This is a genomic window from Halocola ammonii, from assembly GCF_049334165.1.
GTDB lineage: Bacteria > Bacteroidota > Bacteroidia > Flavobacteriales_D > Sanyastnellaceae > JBEGHD01.
Genome location: NZ_JBEGHD010000007.1, coordinates 118,357 through 135,481, shown reverse-complemented (window position 1 = coordinate 135,481; position 17,125 = coordinate 118,357). Strand labels below are relative to the sequence as shown.

Sequence of the window (17,125 nt, the reverse complement as noted above, 5' to 3'; positions counted from 1 at the left end):
TCGATCTTTGCATTTGTGCTCTTACTTTGGAAAGCATGAGAGTGAAACAAACCTTATGTAAAAACAGTGAGCTAGTTCTAACTAAACCCCGGGGCTTATGAAAAGGAAAATTGAAATTCTTCTGCTTTCCGACCTCCACCTCGGATCTTTTGGCTGCAGAGCCAGAGAGCTCAACCGATACCTTAGATCAATCGATCCGGAGATGGTGATCCTCAACGGAGACATTATTGACATGTGGCAGTTCAAAAAGCGCTACTGGCCCGATCACCACATGCGCGTCATCAAGCAGCTGATCAAAATAGCCAGCAAAGTGCCGGTTTACTACATCACCGGAAACCACGATGAAGCGCTTCGGAAATATTCCGATTTCCACCTCGGCAATCTCAAGCTGGTGGACAAGCTGGAGCTGGAAATTGACGGTGATCGCTATTGGATTTTTCACGGAGACATTTTTGACACAGCCATGAAAAACGCGAGGTGGCTGGCGAAGCTCGGTGCCATCGGTTACGACACGCTTATCTGGACCAACACGGTAGTGAACTGGATTCTCGAAAGTCTGGGACGCGAGCGCATGTCTTTTTCTAAAAGAATAAAAAACCGCGTGAAAAAAGCGGTGAGTTACATCAGCGACTTTGAAGAAACTGCCGGAACGATTGCCATTGAGAATCATTACGATTACGTGGTGTGCGGTCACATTCATCAGCCTGCAATGAAAACCATTCACACAAAAAGGGGAAGCGTGAAGTACCTAAATTCCGGAGACTGGATAGAAAACCTTACTGCCCTGGAATACAAAAATGGAAGCTGGTCGATGTATCACTACGATGCAGCTCAGTTTGCCGAGCAAGAGATGAAAGAAAAACTCATTGTACACCTCAACCGAAAAAGTGCTTAACCCAACCAAAGATGAAAATACTCTATGCAATTCAGGGAACGGGAAACGGTCACATGGCACGTGCCCGAGAAGTTATTCCGGAACTCGAAAAGTTCTGTGACTTCGACATTTTGATTGGAGGAAGTCGCTACGAGCTCGACCTCGGCTACAAGGTCGATCACCGCGTGAAATCCCTGACACTTTCTTACGACCAAAACGGAAAACTCAGCCTCACAAAAACTTTCCGGGAAAATAGCTTCGGTCTTTTTCTTAAAGAAGTCGCCACACTGCCGGTTAAAGATTACGATCTGGTGATCTCAGACTTCGAGCCCGTTTCTGCATGGGCCTGTAAGCTCCGAGACGTTCCTTGTGTGGCACTGAGCCATCAGGCTGCCTTTCATTCTGAAGATGCACCGAGACCTTCCAGAAAGTCGCGCGTTGGCGAATTTATCCTTCGAAACTTTGCTCCCACGGCTCGCCACTATGGCTTCCATTTCATGAGCTATGCAGATGGAATTTACAGTCCGCTGGTGAGAAATGCGGTGAAAATGATGGAACCGGAAAATGGCGATCACTACACTGTTTACCTCCCGGCTTTTTCGAAAGAAAAAATCAACGAAATTTTAGGCGAATACACAGAAACCAACTGGCAGGTATTTACTGCCCAGGTAAACGAGGAAGAAGTCTGCGGTAACGTTCACTTCTTTCCGGTGTGCGGCTCGCGGTTTTTAGAAAGCATGAGAACTTGCCGGGGCGTGCTTTGCAATGCCGGGTTCGAAACTCCTTCTGAAGCGCTTTATCTCAGAAAGAAATTACTGGTGATTCCAATTAAAGGCCAGTACGAGCAGCAATGCAATGCCGAGGCTCTCAGTCAACTCGGAGTCGATGTGATTGAAAACTTCAATACCACCAATGCCAAATTGACCATTAGCAGATGGCTGGTGAGCAGTGCTGTGGCTCCTCTCTCTTTTCCTGAAGAACTACCGAGGGTGACCCACAAGATTTTTGAGGATTATATTTCTGAAGACCTCAATCGTCAGGGCAGTTTGAGCTGGAACTTCAACTTGTTTTAACCATTTCTCTCTTTAGGTTAACCACAGTTTCCTCCGGGAGATTCAAGAGATCTAGAATCATCAATCCATCTAGCGCTCCATTGAATTTAGGATCGTAGTTGAACCCAATGATCTGAGCGTTTTGGTGCAAATATTTCTTCAGCAAGACTGGCATTGTAAATGACGAAGGTTCGATTTCAGAAATGATACGATCCATTTTCTTCAGGTCGTTTTGAGTGACTTCGAGCAGTGCTTCACGATCAACCTTGTTCGATTTCACGATGAACTCATTCCTCGGATGCACCCACTGAGCAAGCTCTTCGTTGTAGTAGTGTTTTTTGACAAACTCCATGATGAGTCCGCGACTAAACTCCTGAAAACTTCCGCTGATGCTCACTGGCCCGATGATGTAGCGATACTCGGGATGGCTGATCAGGTGAAAGAGAATTCCCTTCCACAAAAGAAAAAGTGGTAGTCGGTGCTTTTGATATTCCTTCACAATGAATGATCGGCCCAGCTCAAAAGACTGACGCAGGATCTCGTCCAACTGTGGCTCCATTCTGAAAAGGCTGTTGGTATAAAAACCTTTTCTGCCATAGCGGCTCATGATTTCCATTCCCTGACCGATGCGGTAAGCGCCCACGAATTTTTTGTTTTTGCGATCCCAGAGAATCAGGTGGCGGTAGTAAAGATCGTACTCATCTAGATCGACTGATTTGTTGGTGCCTTCGCCCACCTCCCGATACGTGATTTCACGAAGCCGGCCAATTTCTCGCAACAGCTTCGGAATGTTAGAACTCTCGGTGATGAAACAATCGAACTCTTCGTATTCGAAAATTTTAAAAGGCTCGAGTGCTTCAATTTCCTTTTCGATGATTGCACTGTCAACTGGTTCAATAATTTCCTCTTCTTTCCTGGGAAACTTAAATAACTTAAAGTAGTCCTTGCGCACATGAAGTCCTGTTCCCAGAGCATAAGTCTTAGCTCTGAGGTATCGGCCCAGTTGATCTGGACTGGCAAAAGCCGAAATATCTTTTGCCGGAATCGGTTTGCCGATGCGAAGTCGAATCTTTTTGCCTTTCTTCTTCATCAGCTCGCTGGGCAAAATCATGGTGCGCAGCTGCGGGTGAATCATTCCCAAAAGATGAAAGATGTAGCTGTTTGAGCCATCAAAATAAACTGGCAACACTGGCACCTCAGCATTCGAAACCAACTTCAAAGCAGAAGTCTGCCACTGTCGGTCCGCGATCATCCGACTTTCCAGATTATAAGCACTGACTTCCCCTGCCGGAAAAATCCCCAGAGGCTTGCCTTCTGCCAGGTGAGACTTGGCTTGCTTCAGGCCACTCACACTATTGAACCTCGACTTGTGATTTTCAAAAGGATTTACGGCAATGAAGTGATCTTTAATTGGCTCCACATGCTGAAGCAGAAAGTTGGCCATCACCTTGTAATCAGGTCGCACTCCTTTCAACGCCTTGAGCAAAACCAATCCATCTAGCGCACCAAAAGGGTGGTTCGAAACCGAAATGAATGATCCCTCTTTGGGAATGTTCTCCAAATCTTTTTCATTGATTTCCACCTCAATCCCCAGGTGATCCAAAAGTTGGTCGATAAACTCAAGATCGCGATACTGAGCAATTTCATCGTAGAGTTTATTCACTTTTCGCACGCCTGTGACGGCAGCGAGAATTTGGATGAGTGGATTGTTTTCCTTGAGATGTGTGACAGCCGCAAGATCGGCATCGTTGATCAGCTTTTTCATGACAGTACGATTTGTTTTCAAAAGTCTCTTTTCCAAATGAAGGATAAGTTACCAGAGCATAAAGACTTGGCCAACTAAGACTTAACTAAAGATAAGCAATCGCAAAAAGTAAATGCATAAAAAAACCCTGAAGGAATACTTCTCCTTCAGGGTTTCTATTCTAAGTGATAACCGAGATGATTATTCCATTTCCATTATAAAGGGCAGTCTGGCCTGCACACCGTTCATGGTTGAGAGATTTCTCAAACGCTGCAACTCCATGTACGCTTCGTAGTAGTCTCCCATGGCATCGCGAGTCATGCTCTCTTTCATTCCTCCGCTGAGGCTCTTGAAGAACTTCTCAAAAGGATCTTCCAGTTCCGGAAGCTCTTTGATTTCATAATCATCGAGCTGTGCCATTTCTGCAGCGTGCTCAACAGCGGCTTCGAGGTTTCCAAGTTCGTCAACAAGGCCAAGTTCCAGCGCTTGCTTTCCAGACCAAACACGGCCCTGGGCGATTTCGTCAACTTGCTCTTTTGTCATTCCTCTACCGTCAGCTACGCGCTGCAAGAATGTTTGGTACACGTCATTCACACTTTCCTGAATGGCTTCGTATTCCAATGGGTCGAGGCTTTTTGTTCCTGTAGCCAGGTCAGCGTGTTCGTTTGTTTTTACGTTATCGAAAGTGATTCCTAGTTTGTTTTCCATAAACTGTCCAAGGTTAGGAATGAGTCCAAACACTCCGATCGAACCGGTAATGGTATTCGGGTTGGCGAAGATCTGATCTGCACCGGCAGCGATGTAGTAACCACCAGAAGCAGCCAAGTCGCTCATGCTAACCACAAAAGGTTTTCCTTCTTCTTTGATGAGTTGAGTTTCTCTCCAAATCACATCTGATGCAAGAGCGCTTCCTCCGGGAGAATTCACGCGAAGAACAATGGCTTTTACATCTTCGTCTTTGCGAGCATCGCGAAGTGCCTTGGCAACTCTTTCCGAGCCCATCACACCGTCACCGCCTTGCCCACTGCGGATTTCACCGACAGCGTAAACAACAGCTACGCGACCTTTATCGCCTTCGTCATCTTTTTTCTTGCGCTTTTTCTTCTTGTCACGGTAGTCGTAAAGGTCGACTTTGGCAATGCCTTCGTCTTCGTCTTCAATCCCCATTTTCTCGCGCAAGTGATCGAGCACCTCATCGCGATACATGGTTTTGTCTACCAAACCGTATTCAGCGGCATCAGCAGCAGAGCGAATAGAAAGCGAATCCGCAAGTTCGTTTAGTCGCTCCACAGAAATTCCGCGCTCGCGAGAAATATCTTCTGTGTAGATCGCCCACATGTCAGAGAGGAAAGCGCGCGTTTGTTCCTTATTAGCCTCGCTCATTTTCTCCATGATAAAAGGCTCTACAGCGCTTTTAAACTTGTTACCTTCTCCACGAAACACCTGCACTTCGATGTCTAGACGGTCGAGCATGTTTTTGAAAAACGCAATTTCAGCGTTGAGTCCTCGCCAGTCCAAAGATCCTTCTGGATAGATATAAACTTCATCGGCAGCAGAAGCCAGGTAGTAAGTGGCTTGAGAATAGTTTTCGGCATAGGCTACAACCCATTTACCTGAATCTTTAAAATCGAGAATGGCATCGCGAATATCGAGCAGTGAAGAAGCACGAACTGAAACGGTAGTCAGATCGAGAAAAACCCCTTCGATTTTGTCGTCATTTTTCGCTTTCTCAAAGCTATTCAGAATTTCATTCAACCCCATTACTTCCAACGGTTCGAAAGTGTTGAAATTGAAATTGAAACCATCGTTGCTCATGCGTTCCACCACAGGGCCGTTAAGCTCTACGTTGAGCACTGACTGGTCTTTCACCTGCACGGTTTTGGTTTGACCAAACTCCATGTCTTCAAAAGCGCTCGTGATACTGGCCGTGAAAATGCCTACAAAGGCGAATATCAGAATGAATCCGACAACGATAAAGGCGATTCCCGAACCGAGAATTGACGCTAGTAAATTTCTAAAAAACTCTTTCATTTGATAGGTATTTGCAGTTTTGTATGAAACAAATGTAGTGGGTTTCACTCAGTAGACTTTGAGAATTCCATTAATGGATGATTTTGGTGGGCAGTGGTAGTGCAGGTGAGTTTGAGCAACTGCCTCTGGGTGAAAATTCCAAAAAGCAAAAAACAAATCCCAAAACACAGGTTCCACGCGTGCTCTGTCCACGTGTTGCTACAATTTTATATCAACTTTGTATCTACTTTACCTCAAATCCCTCGACCTATAAACCTCAACGCCTAACCACCAAACCTCGCCACGATCCTTTTCAACTTTATCTCAATTGCCAGCCACATCGTTACCAAAGCGGATTATCGAGAAAGTATCTCGGGCAGCTATCAACCTTAATTTCCCCAATCACCTACTTACCTCAATTACCCAATATCCACTTTGATTTGGCCCCGGAATGAAGTTATTTTGCCGGCTCATGCACACAGCAATCTTAGGCATAGGCGGAAATCTTGGCGACAGGCTCAGCAATCTGGAGCTTGGCAGAAAGTGGATCAGTACCGAAATTGGAACGATTACCAGAGCTTCAGCCATTTACCAAACTGCAGCCTGGGGTATGGACAATGCGCCCGACTTTTACAATCAGGTTTTGGTGGTTTCTACAAAGCAATCAGCAGAGGAATTAATCGACCATTGCCACCGCATTGAAGGCAAGCTTGGGCGCGAGCGATCGCCAGACGAGTATCTTTCGAGAAAGCTAGATATCGACCTGTTGGCTTTTGATGATGAAGAGATTGATTCGGAAACACTTACGGTGCCGCATCCCAGACTCCACGAGAGGTTGTTTGTGCTTGTTCCACTGGCCGAAGTAGCACCCGAGTGGAAACATCCAAAACTGCACAAAACGGCTGTTCAACTGCTGAAATCTTGTAGTGACGAAGGCACAATCAAACGACTGGATGAAGCATAAATACATTGCCATAGAAGGAAACATCGGGGCGGGGAAAACTTCTCTGGCCACGCAAATTGCTTCGGATTTCAACGGAAAGTTGATACTCGAAGAGTTTGCCGACAATCCTTTTTTGCCAAAGTTCTACGAAAACCCCGAACGGTACGCTTTTCCTGTGGAGCTGTCATTTTTGGCTGAGCGATTTTCGCAGCTCAAAAAAGAGCTCACTAACCAGGACCTTTTCCACGAGCGTGTGGTTTCCGACTACTTTTTGAGCAAGTCCATCATTTTCTCGAAAGCCAACCTCGACCCGGATGAGTACGACCTTTTTGTAAAAACTTATCATATCATGCACAGCAGCCTGCCGCACCCCGACCTGCTGGTTTACCTCTACCTGGACTACGACAAGCTCAAGGAAAATATCCAGAAACGCGGCCGCCCTTACGAACAAAACATCGAGGAAGAATACCTGGCGGGAATTCAAAAAAGCTACTTTGAGTTCATCCGCCAACAGCAACACATGCCGGTGCTGATCATCGACACCAACGATGTCGATTTTGTGAATAGTCACGAAGATTACCAGCGGATGATTTCTCTTCTCGAAAAGGACTACTCAAAAGGAGTACACAGATTGAAAGCCTGAGTCCAAATTCGGTTCTGCTTGTTACCTTAGTGCCAAATTCCAAAGCGATGATCATAGCAGTTTGTGGACTTCCCGGAAGTGGGAAAAGCTTTTTCGCCAAGCGACTTGCAGGCGATTTGAATGCGGCCTACCTGAGCAGCGACAAGCTCCGCAAGTCTCTGATCGAAGTGCCTCGACATACACCGGAAGAAAAAAAGTTGGTCTACAAAACGCTTTTTGAAATGGTGAAGGACCTGGCAGGAAATGGCGACACCATTGTGGTTGATGCCACTTTCCATAAAGCTGAGAGGAGAGCGCAGATTGCAGCCCTGTCTGCTGTGGCCAGGATTGTGTTCATCGAAGTGAAAGCCGATGAAAAAATCGTAAAAGAGCGCACATCCAGAGATCGAGACTACAGCGATGCCGACTTCGAAGTCTACCTCAAAATCAAAGACGAGTCAGAGCCTTTCACGCAAGCGCATTTGGTTTTGGAGTCCACGAACGACAATATTTCCGAAATGCTGAAGACCGCTCACGATCACCTAAAACACCTGCCCGATGAAACAGACTGAAATTGACCAACTGGCAACGAAAGGAACTTTTGAAGGCAGTTCCCTCAGTGGTGAGATTGTAGAAACTCACGGTGCGTGGGTGATTCTAAATGAGGAGCTGGCTTTTAAAATTAAGAAGCCGGTAAAATTTTCTTTTCTGGATTTTTCTACCATCGAAAAGCGTAAAAATCTATGCGAGCGCGAAGTGAAACTCAACTCGCGTTTGTGTGAGATTTACCATAGCGTAGAACCTGTTCGGGAGATGGACGGAAAGTTTTCAATTGGAAAAGGTTTTGGAAAAGTGATTGACTGGGCGGTGAAGATGGACCGGCTCGACAGTGACAAGGAAATGTCTACGATGCTAGAAAACGATTCAGTGACAGAACATCACATGGAGCAACTGGCGGAAATCATGAACCGCTTTCACCAACAGGCCGAAGTCATAAAATCTGGCTTTGACACCGACAAACTCGAAGAAGATTTTTGCGACCTGGAGTCAATTCAATCTAAGGCAAGAGAGCAACTTGGTGAAAAGTACAGCAAGCTGATCGATGAAGCCAATGACTTTGCCCGAGGTTTTATAAAAGAAAACCAGGCTGTTTTCATCTCCAGAGCTGAAGCCGGGATGATACGCGACCTCCACGGAGACTTCCACTCCGGCAATATTTTCCTAACCGATCCTCCGGCAATATTTGACTGCATTGAGTTTGACGACCGCCTCCGTCAGGTCGATGTGCTCGATGAGCTGGCATTTTTCTGCATGGACCTGGAGGCCAATTCCAGGAACAATCTCAGTGATCACTTTCTAAAAGTATACTTCGAGAACAGCCCTCTGAAGTTTGGGGATGAGGAAAAATCGATTCATCGGTTCTATAAAATTTACCGCGCCAACGTACGAGCCAAGGTCAGTGCTCTCAACGAAGACTGGCAATCAGCAAAAATGTTTTTGGATTTGATTAGAGAGCTTTTGTGAAAAGCTCTTTTGGTCTAGACCACGAAAAAGACAACTTTCTGAAAAGGAAGGTTTTTGGTTTAGCTAAGGGATTTACATAGGAGGCAGTACTGTTGGCTGTAGTGTTTTTAATTTCAGTCCCAAATCTCTGGACGATCAATTTTCATTGCTCTTAAATATGAAAGGAATTGTCCCGCATGAACAGATTCATGATACCCAATCCGTAATAAATATTTTCCAAGGTTTTTTTGGTCTCCATTTCCGGGGTGAATGATTTTCGTTTCTTTTAACTCTCTATCCGAAAATTGGCGAACGCTTTCAATGAATGTATTCCGATAGGCTTCAGCAAATTCAAGTTCGTCAGCAACGCCAATAAATGGTCGATTTTTCCAGGGCGTTTGATAATTTGTCATGCTCCCATTATTGATTATTATGTTCCATCCATAGTCGGCTTCCAAAACGTGTCTAATCATTTCTATGGCAGTCATTGCCTTTTCATCAGGTTTCCAATTGTAATAGCTTTCTGGAAGTCCTTTCCAAAGTTTTATGCTTCTCCTCCTTATTTCTGTAAAGTTTAAAATGATGAGTTCAGATTGAGTCATTTTCTTTGTTTTCGAGAATGTCGGTTTGCATTACAGGCAACGTGTCAATAAAGGAAGTATTATCTTTATCTAACAATGTCTATTTGTTGTGTAAGTTACTATCATTTAGTTTATTAAGACTTGAATCATAACCAATTGGGTACTGGATTTTGTGGCAAAACAATTAGGTATCATAGTAGTATTTGGTTGGTTGTTCTGCTCAAATATAGCAAAAACGAAAGCCCGTTAGTGGGAATGAAAAAGCCAGACTATCGGCCTGGCTTTGTTATAAGGTCATCACTAAAAGCTGTGAAAAAGATCCTTTGAAAATTACAGTGGCGCCATAACGCTATGGCACTTTATAAATCATCGCGTTGATGTTCATGCCGGCACCGACTGAAGCGAAAACTAGCGTATCGCCACTTTCAATTTTGTAGTCTTCCATTTCTCCCTTTAGAATCAAGTCGAGAAGTGTTGGCAACGTGGCCACAGAAGAATTACCGAGCCACGAGATGGTCATCGGCATGATGTCTTCCGGACTTTCATCCAATCCGTAAAGTGCGTAGAGTCTTTTCAAAATGGCATCGTCCATTTTTCCATTGGCCTGGTGGATAAGCACTTTGTTGACATCGGTGATGGGCACTCCGGCTTTATCGAGACAGTCTTTTATGGCTTGAGGAACCGTTTCCAGGGCGTACTGATAGAGCTTTCGCCCGTTCATTTTCAGAAAGATGTCGCTTCCGGTGTCTCCAGCCTTGTGGTAGCTCTGGTCCATGTAGAGCATTTTCGCAAAACGAAATGTATCCGAACGAGAGCTGTGTTTGAGGATACCAATTGGTGAGTCGCTTTCACGAGCTTCGAGAATGGTAGCTCCGGCTCCATCGGCATAGATCATGCTGTCGCGATCGTGCGGATCAATTACTCTCGAAAGCACTTCAGAGCCAATCACCATCACTCTTTTGGCATCGCCCGAGCGGATGTAGTAGTCTGCCTGGATCATTCCCTGCAGCCAGCCGGGACAACCAAATGGCAAGTCGAAAGCAACGGTTCCCGGATTTTCAATTCCGAGTTTGTATTTCACCCTTGCAGCAAGGCTGGGAACGATATCAGATCGTTTGTTGTCTGCTTTCACATCACCAAAGTTGTGTGCTACAATAATGTAATCGAGCTCCTCTTTTTTGATGTTGGCGGATTTCAACGCATCTTCAGCAGCGAAAAAAGCGATATCAGATGTTACGAGATCGTCTGTGACGTAGCGTCTTTCGGTGATCGTGGTGATCTCACCAAATTTCTTAATAATCTCCTGATTGGACTTCTCGATTTTGTTTCCTTCTGAATCGTAGAATTCATTGTCGAGGAAATCCTCGTTGGTCACTCTTCGCCTGGGAATGTAGCAGCCAGTAGCTGAAATTACGCTGTAGATTGTATTTTCCATTCTTAGATCTCGCTTTCTTCGTAGTAAAAATAGGACTCCTACAAGGGCAAAGTTAACCAATTCGCAGGCTAAAAGTTGTACCCTATTCCTGCGATTTTTTATCGATCCTCATTTTCCAACCTTTCACAGGGTAAGCAAAAACCCCTGCGGCATTCAGTCACAGGGGTTTCTGTTAATCTATCCTATTTCACTTTTACCACGGTCGTGCCGTGACATAAGCATTTTTACAAAATTACAATTCGCTTGGACAAACGTAGTCAGACATCTTTAAATCTGTCTCTTTTAAGGCCTTAAAGCCACCTTCTACGTTCACAAGATCATGATATCCGCGAGATTTTAAAATCGATCCGGCAATTACCGAGCGATATCCTCCTGCGCAATGCAGGTGAAATTTTTTGTCTTTTGGAAATTTCTCCATGTTCTCGTTGATGAAGTCGAGCGGAATATTTTCAACATTTTCAAGGTGCTCAGACTGGTATTCGCCAGGCTTCCTGACATCTATCACTGTCGCTCCTTTGTCGAAACGGGTTTTCAATTCTTCTGCCGAAATAGACTCCATGGTGTCCACTTCTTTGCCAGCACCTTTCCAGGCTTCGATTCCGCCTTTTAAAATGCCCAACACATTGTCGAATCCAACCCTGGCGAGTCTTGTCACAGCTTCTTCCTCTTTACCTTCAGGAGTAACAAGCAAAAGCGGTTGTTTCACATCACTGATCATGGCACCTACCCATGGGGCAAAACTGCCATTGAGCCCGATGAAAATTGAGTTTGGAACAAACCCTTTTACAAAATCGTGCTCGTTGCGAACGTCCAAAACAATGGCACCTGTTTCGTTGGCAGCCACTTCAAAGGCATTAGGCGAAAGCTCTTTCATTCCTTTCTCCAAAACGCTGTCGATGCTGTCGTAGCCTTCCTTATTCATTTTCACATTGAGCGGGAAATACTTCGGAGGCGGCAGCAATCCATCGGTCACTTCTTCGATAAATTCTTCACGAGTCATGTCAGCGCGAAGTGCGTAGTTCATCTTTTTCTGATTACCGAGGGTATCTACCGTTTCTTTCATCATGTTTTTTCCACATGCAGATCCTGCTCCATGAGCTGGGTAAACTGTTACGTCATCAGCCAGAGGCATAATTTTTTCGCGAAGACTATCGAAGAGCCATCCAGCGAGATCTTCCTGGGTGATTTCGTTTGCCTTTTGAGCGAGATCGGGACGGCCCACGTCTCCGAGGAAGAGCGTATCTCCAGTGAAAATGGCCACATCTTTTCCGTTCTCATCTCTCAAAAGATAAGTGGTGCTTTCCATGGTATGACCAGGAGTGTGCAGAGCAACGATAGTTATGTCACCCAATTCAAACTCTTCGTTGTCTTTGGCGATGTGAGCATCGAAAGTTGGCTCAGCTTTAGGACCGTAAACGATTGTTCCTCCGGTTTTTTCAGCCAGTGTAACGTGACCACTCACGAAGTCGGCATGGAAGTGCGTTTCGAAAATGTACTTGATTTTCGCGTTATCCTCTTTGGCCTTTTTGATGTAAGGTTCCACTTCTCTCAGTGGATCGATGATGGCAACCTCACCCTTACTTTCTATATAGTAAGCTCCCTGGGCGAGGCATCCGGTATAAATCTGTTCTATTTTCATTTGTATACTTTTTTCGTTGAATTCTTTTGCAAATATCGCAGGTTCATTTGGTTTAAAAAGCTACTCATGTTACCTAAGAAAATGACGTAGCTCAATTTTTTTATGGTTTGGATAATTCCTTTCCCAAATCTCTCGACTACGCTCGAGAATCGGCCAACGCGCGATTGCCGGTTGTCGAGCGGAGTCGAGACAAAGAGGACGGTGATAATTTTATTTTGAAGAACTTCACAAAACTGTTTCAAGCAGAATAATGTAGATGCCCATCACCAGAACGAACCATCCAAAACCTTTTTTGAGTTTGTCGGCATTGACAAATCGGGTAACGTAAATCCCGAGGAACATTCCAACGATGGAAAATAAGGTGAAGATCAATAAGAACATCCAGTCGATGTCCTGGCCAGAACCGATATCTCCCAAAAAGCCTATCAAACTTTTGATTGCAATAATGACCAGAGAGGTCCCCACAGCTTTTTTAATAGGCATTCCCACCAGGATGACAAGAGCCGGAACGATCAAAAAGCCACCTCCCGCTCCAACCAGTCCTGTGATTACTCCTACCACCAGGCCTTCGGTGAGAATAAGCGGAAAGTTAAAGGGCTTTGGTTTTACTTCCTTCACTTCCTTCTTTTCTCGAATCATGGAATAAGAAGCCAACAGCATAACGATGGCAAAGAAAATCATGATTCCGAGGTCTTTTGTCACTTCAAAACCGCCAACCGTGAAGAGGCTTGCAGGGAGAGATGGCACCAAATAATATCGCGTTAGAAAAACGGCTATCAGGGAAGGAATGGCGAATACAATTCCAGTTTTCCATTCAACAAGTCCTTCCACGTGCTTTCTCCATCCTCCCACAACTGCAGTGGAACCCACTACGAAAAGCGAGTATGCCGTAGCCAAAACGGGGTCGACCATGAGGACATAAACTAAAATGGGAACTGTGAGAATTGATCCACCACCACCCAGTAGTCCGAGTGTGAATCCCATTACAATAGCGAGTGCAAATCCGAGTATTTCCATTTGGCAAAGGTCCGTATTCACTTCAGCTCAAAGTGTGACAAGAGTTACGGAATGTGCCGAAGCTAATAAAAAGAATCAGGAGTGAGCTGATGGAGAGTTAACTAAACTCGGTAAATTCTATTCTGTTGCGATCTTGTTTGATCTGGTTTTGCTGTTCTAGCTTTTTCATCAACCTGCTGATGACAACTCTGGATGAGTTCAGGTCTATGGCAATTTGCTGGTGAGTGATTTTCAATTCGGAAGAACCATTTACCATCACTTTGTCTTTGAGGTACTTGTAAAGTCTTTCTTCCAAATTTTGAAAAGCAAGACTGTCGATGGCATCCAGCATTTCATTGAGGCGATTGTTGTAACTATCGAAAACAAAGCGTCTCCAGCTAGCGTATTTCACAATCCATTCTTCCATCTTGTTAACAGGAATCATGATCACTGAAGTCTTGCCTTCCGCAGTCACGCGGATTTTACTGCGAGAATTTTTGAGACAGCACTGCAGCGTCATCGCGCAAGTGTCGCCCATTTCCAGGTAATAGAGCAAAAGCTCGTTTCCTTCGTCATTTTCGGTCATTACTTTGAGCGACCCATTGAGCACCAAAGGAAAATGAGTGATCTCCTGGTCGATATCCATGAGCTCGTCTCCGGCTTCATACTCTCTTTGCTGACCCAACTCTAAAATCTCGTTGATGAGATCTTCTTCAAATAAAAACTCAAATTGCTTTTTTACTAGAGCTTCTTCCATGATCTGACGCTGATAAAAAATTGACTTCAAAAGTAATTTAATTCAGAAACTCGAAAATGTATTTTCGAGTCATTTGTTCGAATTAGTTGGCAATTCAAGCTTGAGTTGAACCAGGCTTCAACAGTGATTTAATCAACCCGATGAGGGCAACGAGGGTCCACACTGCTTCCAGAACTGCAAAAGGAATCGCCTCTATGAGAATGCAGCCATAGAGAGCTACGCCTCCGCCAATGACATTGATAATAAAGTAGATCTTGCTCTTCGCTGAGATGATTCCGAAAGTAGACAGGAAAAAAGCGAGGAGAATGAAAAAAACTCCTGCTGTGTTTACCCAATTTTCGTAGGTCATAGTATTCTGTTTTTCTTCGGGCGAAAGTAAAGCTTCTATTTTTGCTCCATGGCAGATTGGATTGAACTCGGTTACTGGGGACTTTTTCTTGCGGCATTTCTGGCTGCCACAGTGATACCATTCAGTTCTGATGTTTTGCTTGGAATAATGCTCACAGGTGACTGGGATCCGCTTTTGCTATTTCTGGCAGCAACCTCAGGAAATTTTCTTGGCGGGCTCCTCACCTACTGGATGGGTTACCTCGGCAAATGGGAATGGATCGAAAAATGGTTTGGAGTGAAACGCTCTAAAGTGGAAAAGCAGATGGATCGGTTGCAACGTTGGGGAAAGTGGGCAGCTCTACTCACCTGGCTGCCATTTTTGGGAGATGTGCTCGCCATAGCTCTGGGTTTTGTAAGGTCGCCATTTTGGATAACATCACTGCTCATGCTAGTTGGAAAAGCCGGTCGGTTTGCAGTTATCATCTGGATCGTCACTAGCTCAATTTGAGACACTGAAAACGAGCGAGTTACACCTACAAGCCTTGCCAACTGGAACTTTCACTGACTTCATCCGTAATTAGATTTATTCCAATCTATTGGAAAACTAATGAGTGAAGCCATAATTTTTTTATCTCCGATTAGGTATTTCAAAAACCTGATCCTGAATCCCTCTGAAGAAAACTACCAGAGAGGACTGCTCCTTCAGCTTTCGCTACTGATGTGTTTCGGTGCACTTGTTTGGACGGTTGTTGTAATTGCTGCAGATAAAGGTCAATTATCTTCAATTCCTCTTTTGTACATCGGGCTCACAATTATAAACGCTGCCATTTGTCGATCCGGAAATCGGCAAAACTTCGGTTGCAATTTTCAAATTTTCATCAGCATCCTCTTCCCATTTATCTTTCAAATAACTATGGGCGGACTAGCCAGTAGCGGAATGGTAATGATCTGGTCGATTACAGCTTTGTGCGGAGTGCTCACCTTTGCAAGAGGAAACATGATGTATTGGTGGCTGGCTCTCACCCTGGTACTCATTTGTGGATCAATAGCTCTTGATGATTGGGCTGCAGCCAATTTTCGAAATCCAATTGATATTTCGTCAAAGTGGTTTTTTGCTATCAATGGGACATTGAGTGGTACTGCCATATTTTTTATCGGGCTTTATTTCGTCAGCACCTCCGAAAACGTGAAGAAGAAGCTGGCCAAAACCAATGGAAAACTTCAAGCCGCCAACAACGGACTTTCACTGAAAAACACCGAACTCATTCAGGGCCTCGAATACGCCCAAACCATCCAAAATGCAATCAATCCATCCAGAGAAAAGGTTACCACACATTTTCCAAATTCTTTTTTGATGCACAAACCAAAGGACCACGTCAGTGGAGACTTTCTTTGGGTTACAGAAGCAAGTGGATTGAGAATTGCCACTTGTGTCGATTGCACAGGTCATGGCATTTCAGGTGGTTTGTTGGCGATGATGGGAGCTTGCATCATCAACAGTCTGGTTCACGAGCAAAAGATAACTGACCCTGGCAGCCTACTCGACCAGGTGAATCGCATTGTTTTTGAAAGACTCAATCAGAAAGATACCGGCAACAAGGACGGCATGGAAATGTCTGTTATTGCTTTGGACCCACAGACTAACAAAATGCATTTTGCCACAGCTGGCGGAAGTGTCTACCATTATTCGAAGCTGGAAAATACGGTATTGCGATTCCGAATGAACAGCAGTCATGTAGGTGGTGCGCTCAGTGGCAAAGATCAAAGATTCACTACACACTCGATAGAACTTGAGCCAGGCGATCGTATTTTCCTTGCAACTGATGGATTTAGCGATCAGTTTGGAGGCCCAAAGAATAAGAAATTCTCAAGGAGCAGATTTAAGGAAATGATCAGTTCATCATCCGGTAGTTCTATGGAACAGACATGCAAGATGTTTGAAAACACATTGAGGGATTGGTCCATTGACAAAGAGCAGACAGACGATATTCTCGTCTTCGGATTTGAGGCCTAACAATCATTTCTTCTCCATCGGATCCACTTTCGGATCTCACTAAAATTGAATAACTTGTTTAAAACTTAACTCCGGGAAAATCCATTCCGGGCCTCTTCCGTTTTAAATTACGCATCAAAGTTTTTAATCAGTGAACAGTGAGCACTTCCAAGCCTTCCATTCCATTTAGAATTATGCATTCCGGAGAACGGGTGGACGTGTATGCCTATGTTCAGGAAATGATGGATCAGCATCCGGAATGCGAACTGCACATTGGCTGCGACAGTCAGAACTACAAGTACCACACGGTTTACGTTACCACGGCTGTTTTCCGGTTTCCCGGCCAGGGAGCTCACGTTATTTACAGAAAAGAGAAGATCGATAAAATCACTGATTTGTGGACCAAACTATGGGGTGAAACGGAGCGCTCTGTGGAGTTTGCTGATCAGATTGCCACGCGAACCGGAATTGACATTAAGCAAATTGACCTGGATTTTAACACCGATCCTTCCTACCCATCTCACAAACTTCTCAGTGCATCTACAGGATACATCAACTCATTTGGTTTTCAGTCGAAAGCAAAACCCAATTTGCTGATGGCCGCCTGGGCCGCCAACGTTTTGTGTCATTAAATCTCAGAAAGTTC

At 44.7% G+C, this 17,125-nt stretch carries 17 protein-coding genes; 9 read left to right on the top strand and 8 right to left on the bottom strand.

Annotation, left to right across the window (positions count from 1 at the left end; genetic code table 11):
• The first annotated feature begins 97 nt into the window (after positions 1–97).
• Positions 98–895 (top strand): UDP-2,3-diacylglucosamine diphosphatase, encoded by a 798-nt coding sequence (locus ABHV44_RS08895; RefSeq protein ID WP_459074327.1) that lies wholly within the window; start codon positions 98–100, stop codon positions 893–895.
• 11 nt (positions 896–906) lie between these two features.
• Positions 907–1,947: a glycosyltransferase family protein gene (locus tag ABHV44_RS08890; protein WP_459074326.1), complete on the top strand. Its 1,041-nt coding sequence runs from the start codon at positions 907–909 to the stop codon at positions 1,945–1,947.
• On the opposite strand, the gene ABHV44_RS08885 is transcribed toward ABHV44_RS08890, so the two are convergent.
• Positions 1,934–3,691, bottom strand: coding sequence for a lysophospholipid acyltransferase family protein (locus tag ABHV44_RS08885; protein WP_459074325.1), 1,758 nt, complete (start codon positions 3,689–3,691; stop codon positions 1,934–1,936). The two genes, ABHV44_RS08890 and ABHV44_RS08885, sit on opposite strands and share 14 nt — an antisense overlap.
• A gap of 180 nt (positions 3,692–3,871) precedes the next feature.
• Positions 3,872–5,701, bottom strand: a complete 1,830-nt coding sequence (gene sppA / locus ABHV44_RS08880) for a signal peptide peptidase SppA (RefSeq protein ID WP_459074324.1) — start codon at positions 5,699–5,701, stop codon at positions 3,872–3,874.
• 451 nt (positions 5,702–6,152) lie between these two features.
• Between sppA and folK the strand changes: the two genes are divergently transcribed.
• From folK to ABHV44_RS08860, 4 genes are read left to right on the top strand one after another with little or no spacing between them, the layout of a single operon-like run.
• A complete protein-coding gene (gene folK, locus ABHV44_RS08875; protein WP_459074323.1) occupies positions 6,153–6,644 on the top strand; it encodes a 2-amino-4-hydroxy-6-hydroxymethyldihydropteridine diphosphokinase in 492 nt (163 codons plus the stop codon).
• Positions 6,634–7,266, top strand: coding sequence for a deoxynucleoside kinase (locus ABHV44_RS08870; RefSeq protein WP_459074322.1), 633 nt, complete (start codon positions 6,634–6,636; stop codon positions 7,264–7,266). The genes folK and ABHV44_RS08870 overlap by 11 nt, the downstream gene beginning before the upstream one ends.
• Positions 7,267–7,313: 47 nt before the next feature.
• The gene (locus ABHV44_RS08865; RefSeq protein ID WP_459074321.1) at positions 7,314–7,817 is read left to right on the top strand and encodes an AAA family ATPase; all 504 of its coding nucleotides are present in this window, start codon (positions 7,314–7,316) and stop codon (positions 7,815–7,817) included.
• Positions 7,804–8,769 carry a phosphotransferase gene (locus tag ABHV44_RS08860; RefSeq protein ID WP_459074320.1) on the top strand — a complete coding sequence of 322 codons (966 nt, stop codon included), beginning with the start codon at positions 7,804–7,806 and terminating at the stop codon, positions 8,767–8,769. Before ABHV44_RS08865 ends, ABHV44_RS08860 begins: the two co-directional genes overlap by 14 nt.
• A 113-nt stretch (positions 8,770–8,882) precedes the next feature.
• Here the strand turns inward: ABHV44_RS08860 and ABHV44_RS08855 are convergent, their stop codons facing one another.
• The 6 genes from ABHV44_RS08855 to ABHV44_RS08830 form a co-directional block, all read right to left on the bottom strand.
• A complete protein-coding gene (locus ABHV44_RS08855) occupies positions 8,883–9,350 on the bottom strand; it encodes a DinB family protein (protein WP_459074319.1) in 468 nt (155 codons plus the stop codon).
• Positions 9,351–9,678: 328 nt separating this feature from the next.
• Positions 9,679–10,764, bottom strand: a complete 1,086-nt coding sequence (locus ABHV44_RS08850) for a 3-oxoacyl-ACP synthase III family protein (RefSeq protein ID WP_459074318.1) — start codon at positions 10,762–10,764, stop codon at positions 9,679–9,681.
• Positions 10,765–10,996: 232 nt separating this feature from the next.
• Positions 10,997–12,403 (bottom strand): MBL fold metallo-hydrolase, encoded by a 1,407-nt coding sequence (locus ABHV44_RS08845; RefSeq protein WP_459074317.1) that lies wholly within the window; start codon positions 12,401–12,403, stop codon positions 10,997–10,999.
• Between the two features lie 225 nt (positions 12,404–12,628).
• Positions 12,629–13,420 (bottom strand): sulfite exporter TauE/SafE family protein, encoded by a 792-nt coding sequence (locus ABHV44_RS08840; protein WP_459074316.1) that lies wholly within the window; start codon positions 13,418–13,420, stop codon positions 12,629–12,631.
• A 97-nt stretch (positions 13,421–13,517) separates the two neighbouring features.
• Positions 13,518–14,186 (bottom strand): Crp/Fnr family transcriptional regulator, encoded by a 669-nt coding sequence (locus ABHV44_RS08835; protein WP_459074315.1) that lies wholly within the window; start codon positions 14,184–14,186, stop codon positions 13,518–13,520.
• Positions 14,187–14,250: 64 nt separating this feature from the next.
• Positions 14,251–14,505 carry a CBU_0592 family membrane protein gene (locus tag ABHV44_RS08830; RefSeq protein ID WP_459074314.1) on the bottom strand — a complete coding sequence of 85 codons (255 nt, stop codon included), beginning with the start codon at positions 14,503–14,505 and terminating at the stop codon, positions 14,251–14,253.
• A gap of 48 nt (positions 14,506–14,553) precedes the next feature.
• Here ABHV44_RS08830 and ABHV44_RS08825 point away from each other — a divergent pair, with 48 nt between their 5' ends.
• The 3 genes from ABHV44_RS08825 (at position 14,554) to ABHV44_RS08815 (ending at position 17,111) form a co-directional block, all read left to right on the top strand.
• Positions 14,554–14,994 (top strand): YqaA family protein, encoded by a 441-nt coding sequence (locus ABHV44_RS08825; RefSeq protein ID WP_459074313.1) that lies wholly within the window; start codon positions 14,554–14,556, stop codon positions 14,992–14,994.
• A gap of 99 nt (positions 14,995–15,093) precedes the next feature.
• Complete coding sequence (locus tag ABHV44_RS08820; RefSeq protein WP_459074312.1) at positions 15,094–16,500, top strand: PP2C family protein-serine/threonine phosphatase; 1,407 nt, start codon at positions 15,094–15,096, stop codon at positions 16,498–16,500.
• Between the two features lie 137 nt (positions 16,501–16,637).
• Positions 16,638–17,111 carry a ribonuclease H-like YkuK family protein gene (locus ABHV44_RS08815; RefSeq protein WP_459074311.1) on the top strand — a complete coding sequence of 158 codons (474 nt, stop codon included), beginning with the start codon at positions 16,638–16,640 and terminating at the stop codon, positions 17,109–17,111.
• Positions 17,112–17,125: the final 14 nt, after the last annotated feature.

Bases quoted from the DNA above. Each gene is read 5' to 3' on its own strand.
- folK (WP_459074323.1), top strand. From the start codon at position 6,153: ATGCACACAGCAATCTTAGGCATAGGCGGAAATCTTGGCGACAGGCTC.
- ABHV44_RS08865 (WP_459074321.1), top strand. From the start codon at position 7,314: ATGATCATAGCAGTTTGTGGACTTCCCGGAAGTGGGAAAAGCTTTTTC.
- ABHV44_RS08825 (WP_459074313.1), top strand. From the start codon at position 14,554: ATGGCAGATTGGATTGAACTCGGTTACTGGGGACTTTTTCTTGCGGCA.
- ABHV44_RS08840 (WP_459074316.1), bottom strand. From the start codon at position 13,420: ATGGAAATACTCGGATTTGCACTCGCTATTGTAATGGGATTCACACTC.
- ABHV44_RS08870 (WP_459074322.1), top strand. From the start codon at position 6,634: ATGAAGCATAAATACATTGCCATAGAAGGAAACATCGGGGCGGGGAAA.
- sppA (WP_459074324.1), bottom strand. From the start codon at position 5,701: ATGAAAGAGTTTTTTAGAAATTTACTAGCGTCAATTCTCGGTTCGGGA.
- ABHV44_RS08895 (WP_459074327.1), top strand. From the start codon at position 98: ATGAAAAGGAAAATTGAAATTCTTCTGCTTTCCGACCTCCACCTCGGA.
- ABHV44_RS08830 (WP_459074314.1), bottom strand. From the start codon at position 14,505: ATGACCTACGAAAATTGGGTAAACACAGCAGGAGTTTTTTTCATTCTC.
- ABHV44_RS08885 (WP_459074325.1), bottom strand. From the start codon at position 3,691: ATGAAAAAGCTGATCAACGATGCCGATCTTGCGGCTGTCACACATCTC.
- ABHV44_RS08850 (WP_459074318.1), bottom strand. From the start codon at position 10,764: ATGGAAAATACAATCTACAGCGTAATTTCAGCTACTGGCTGCTACATT.
- ABHV44_RS08845 (WP_459074317.1), bottom strand. From the start codon at position 12,403: ATGAAAATAGAACAGATTTATACCGGATGCCTCGCCCAGGGAGCTTAC.
- ABHV44_RS08820 (WP_459074312.1), top strand. From the start codon at position 15,094: ATGAGTGAAGCCATAATTTTTTTATCTCCGATTAGGTATTTCAAAAAC.
- ABHV44_RS08855 (WP_459074319.1), bottom strand. From the start codon at position 9,350: ATGACTCAATCTGAACTCATCATTTTAAACTTTACAGAAATAAGGAGG.
- ABHV44_RS08890 (WP_459074326.1), top strand. From the start codon at position 907: ATGAAAATACTCTATGCAATTCAGGGAACGGGAAACGGTCACATGGCA.
- ABHV44_RS08860 (WP_459074320.1), top strand. From the start codon at position 7,804: ATGAAACAGACTGAAATTGACCAACTGGCAACGAAAGGAACTTTTGAA.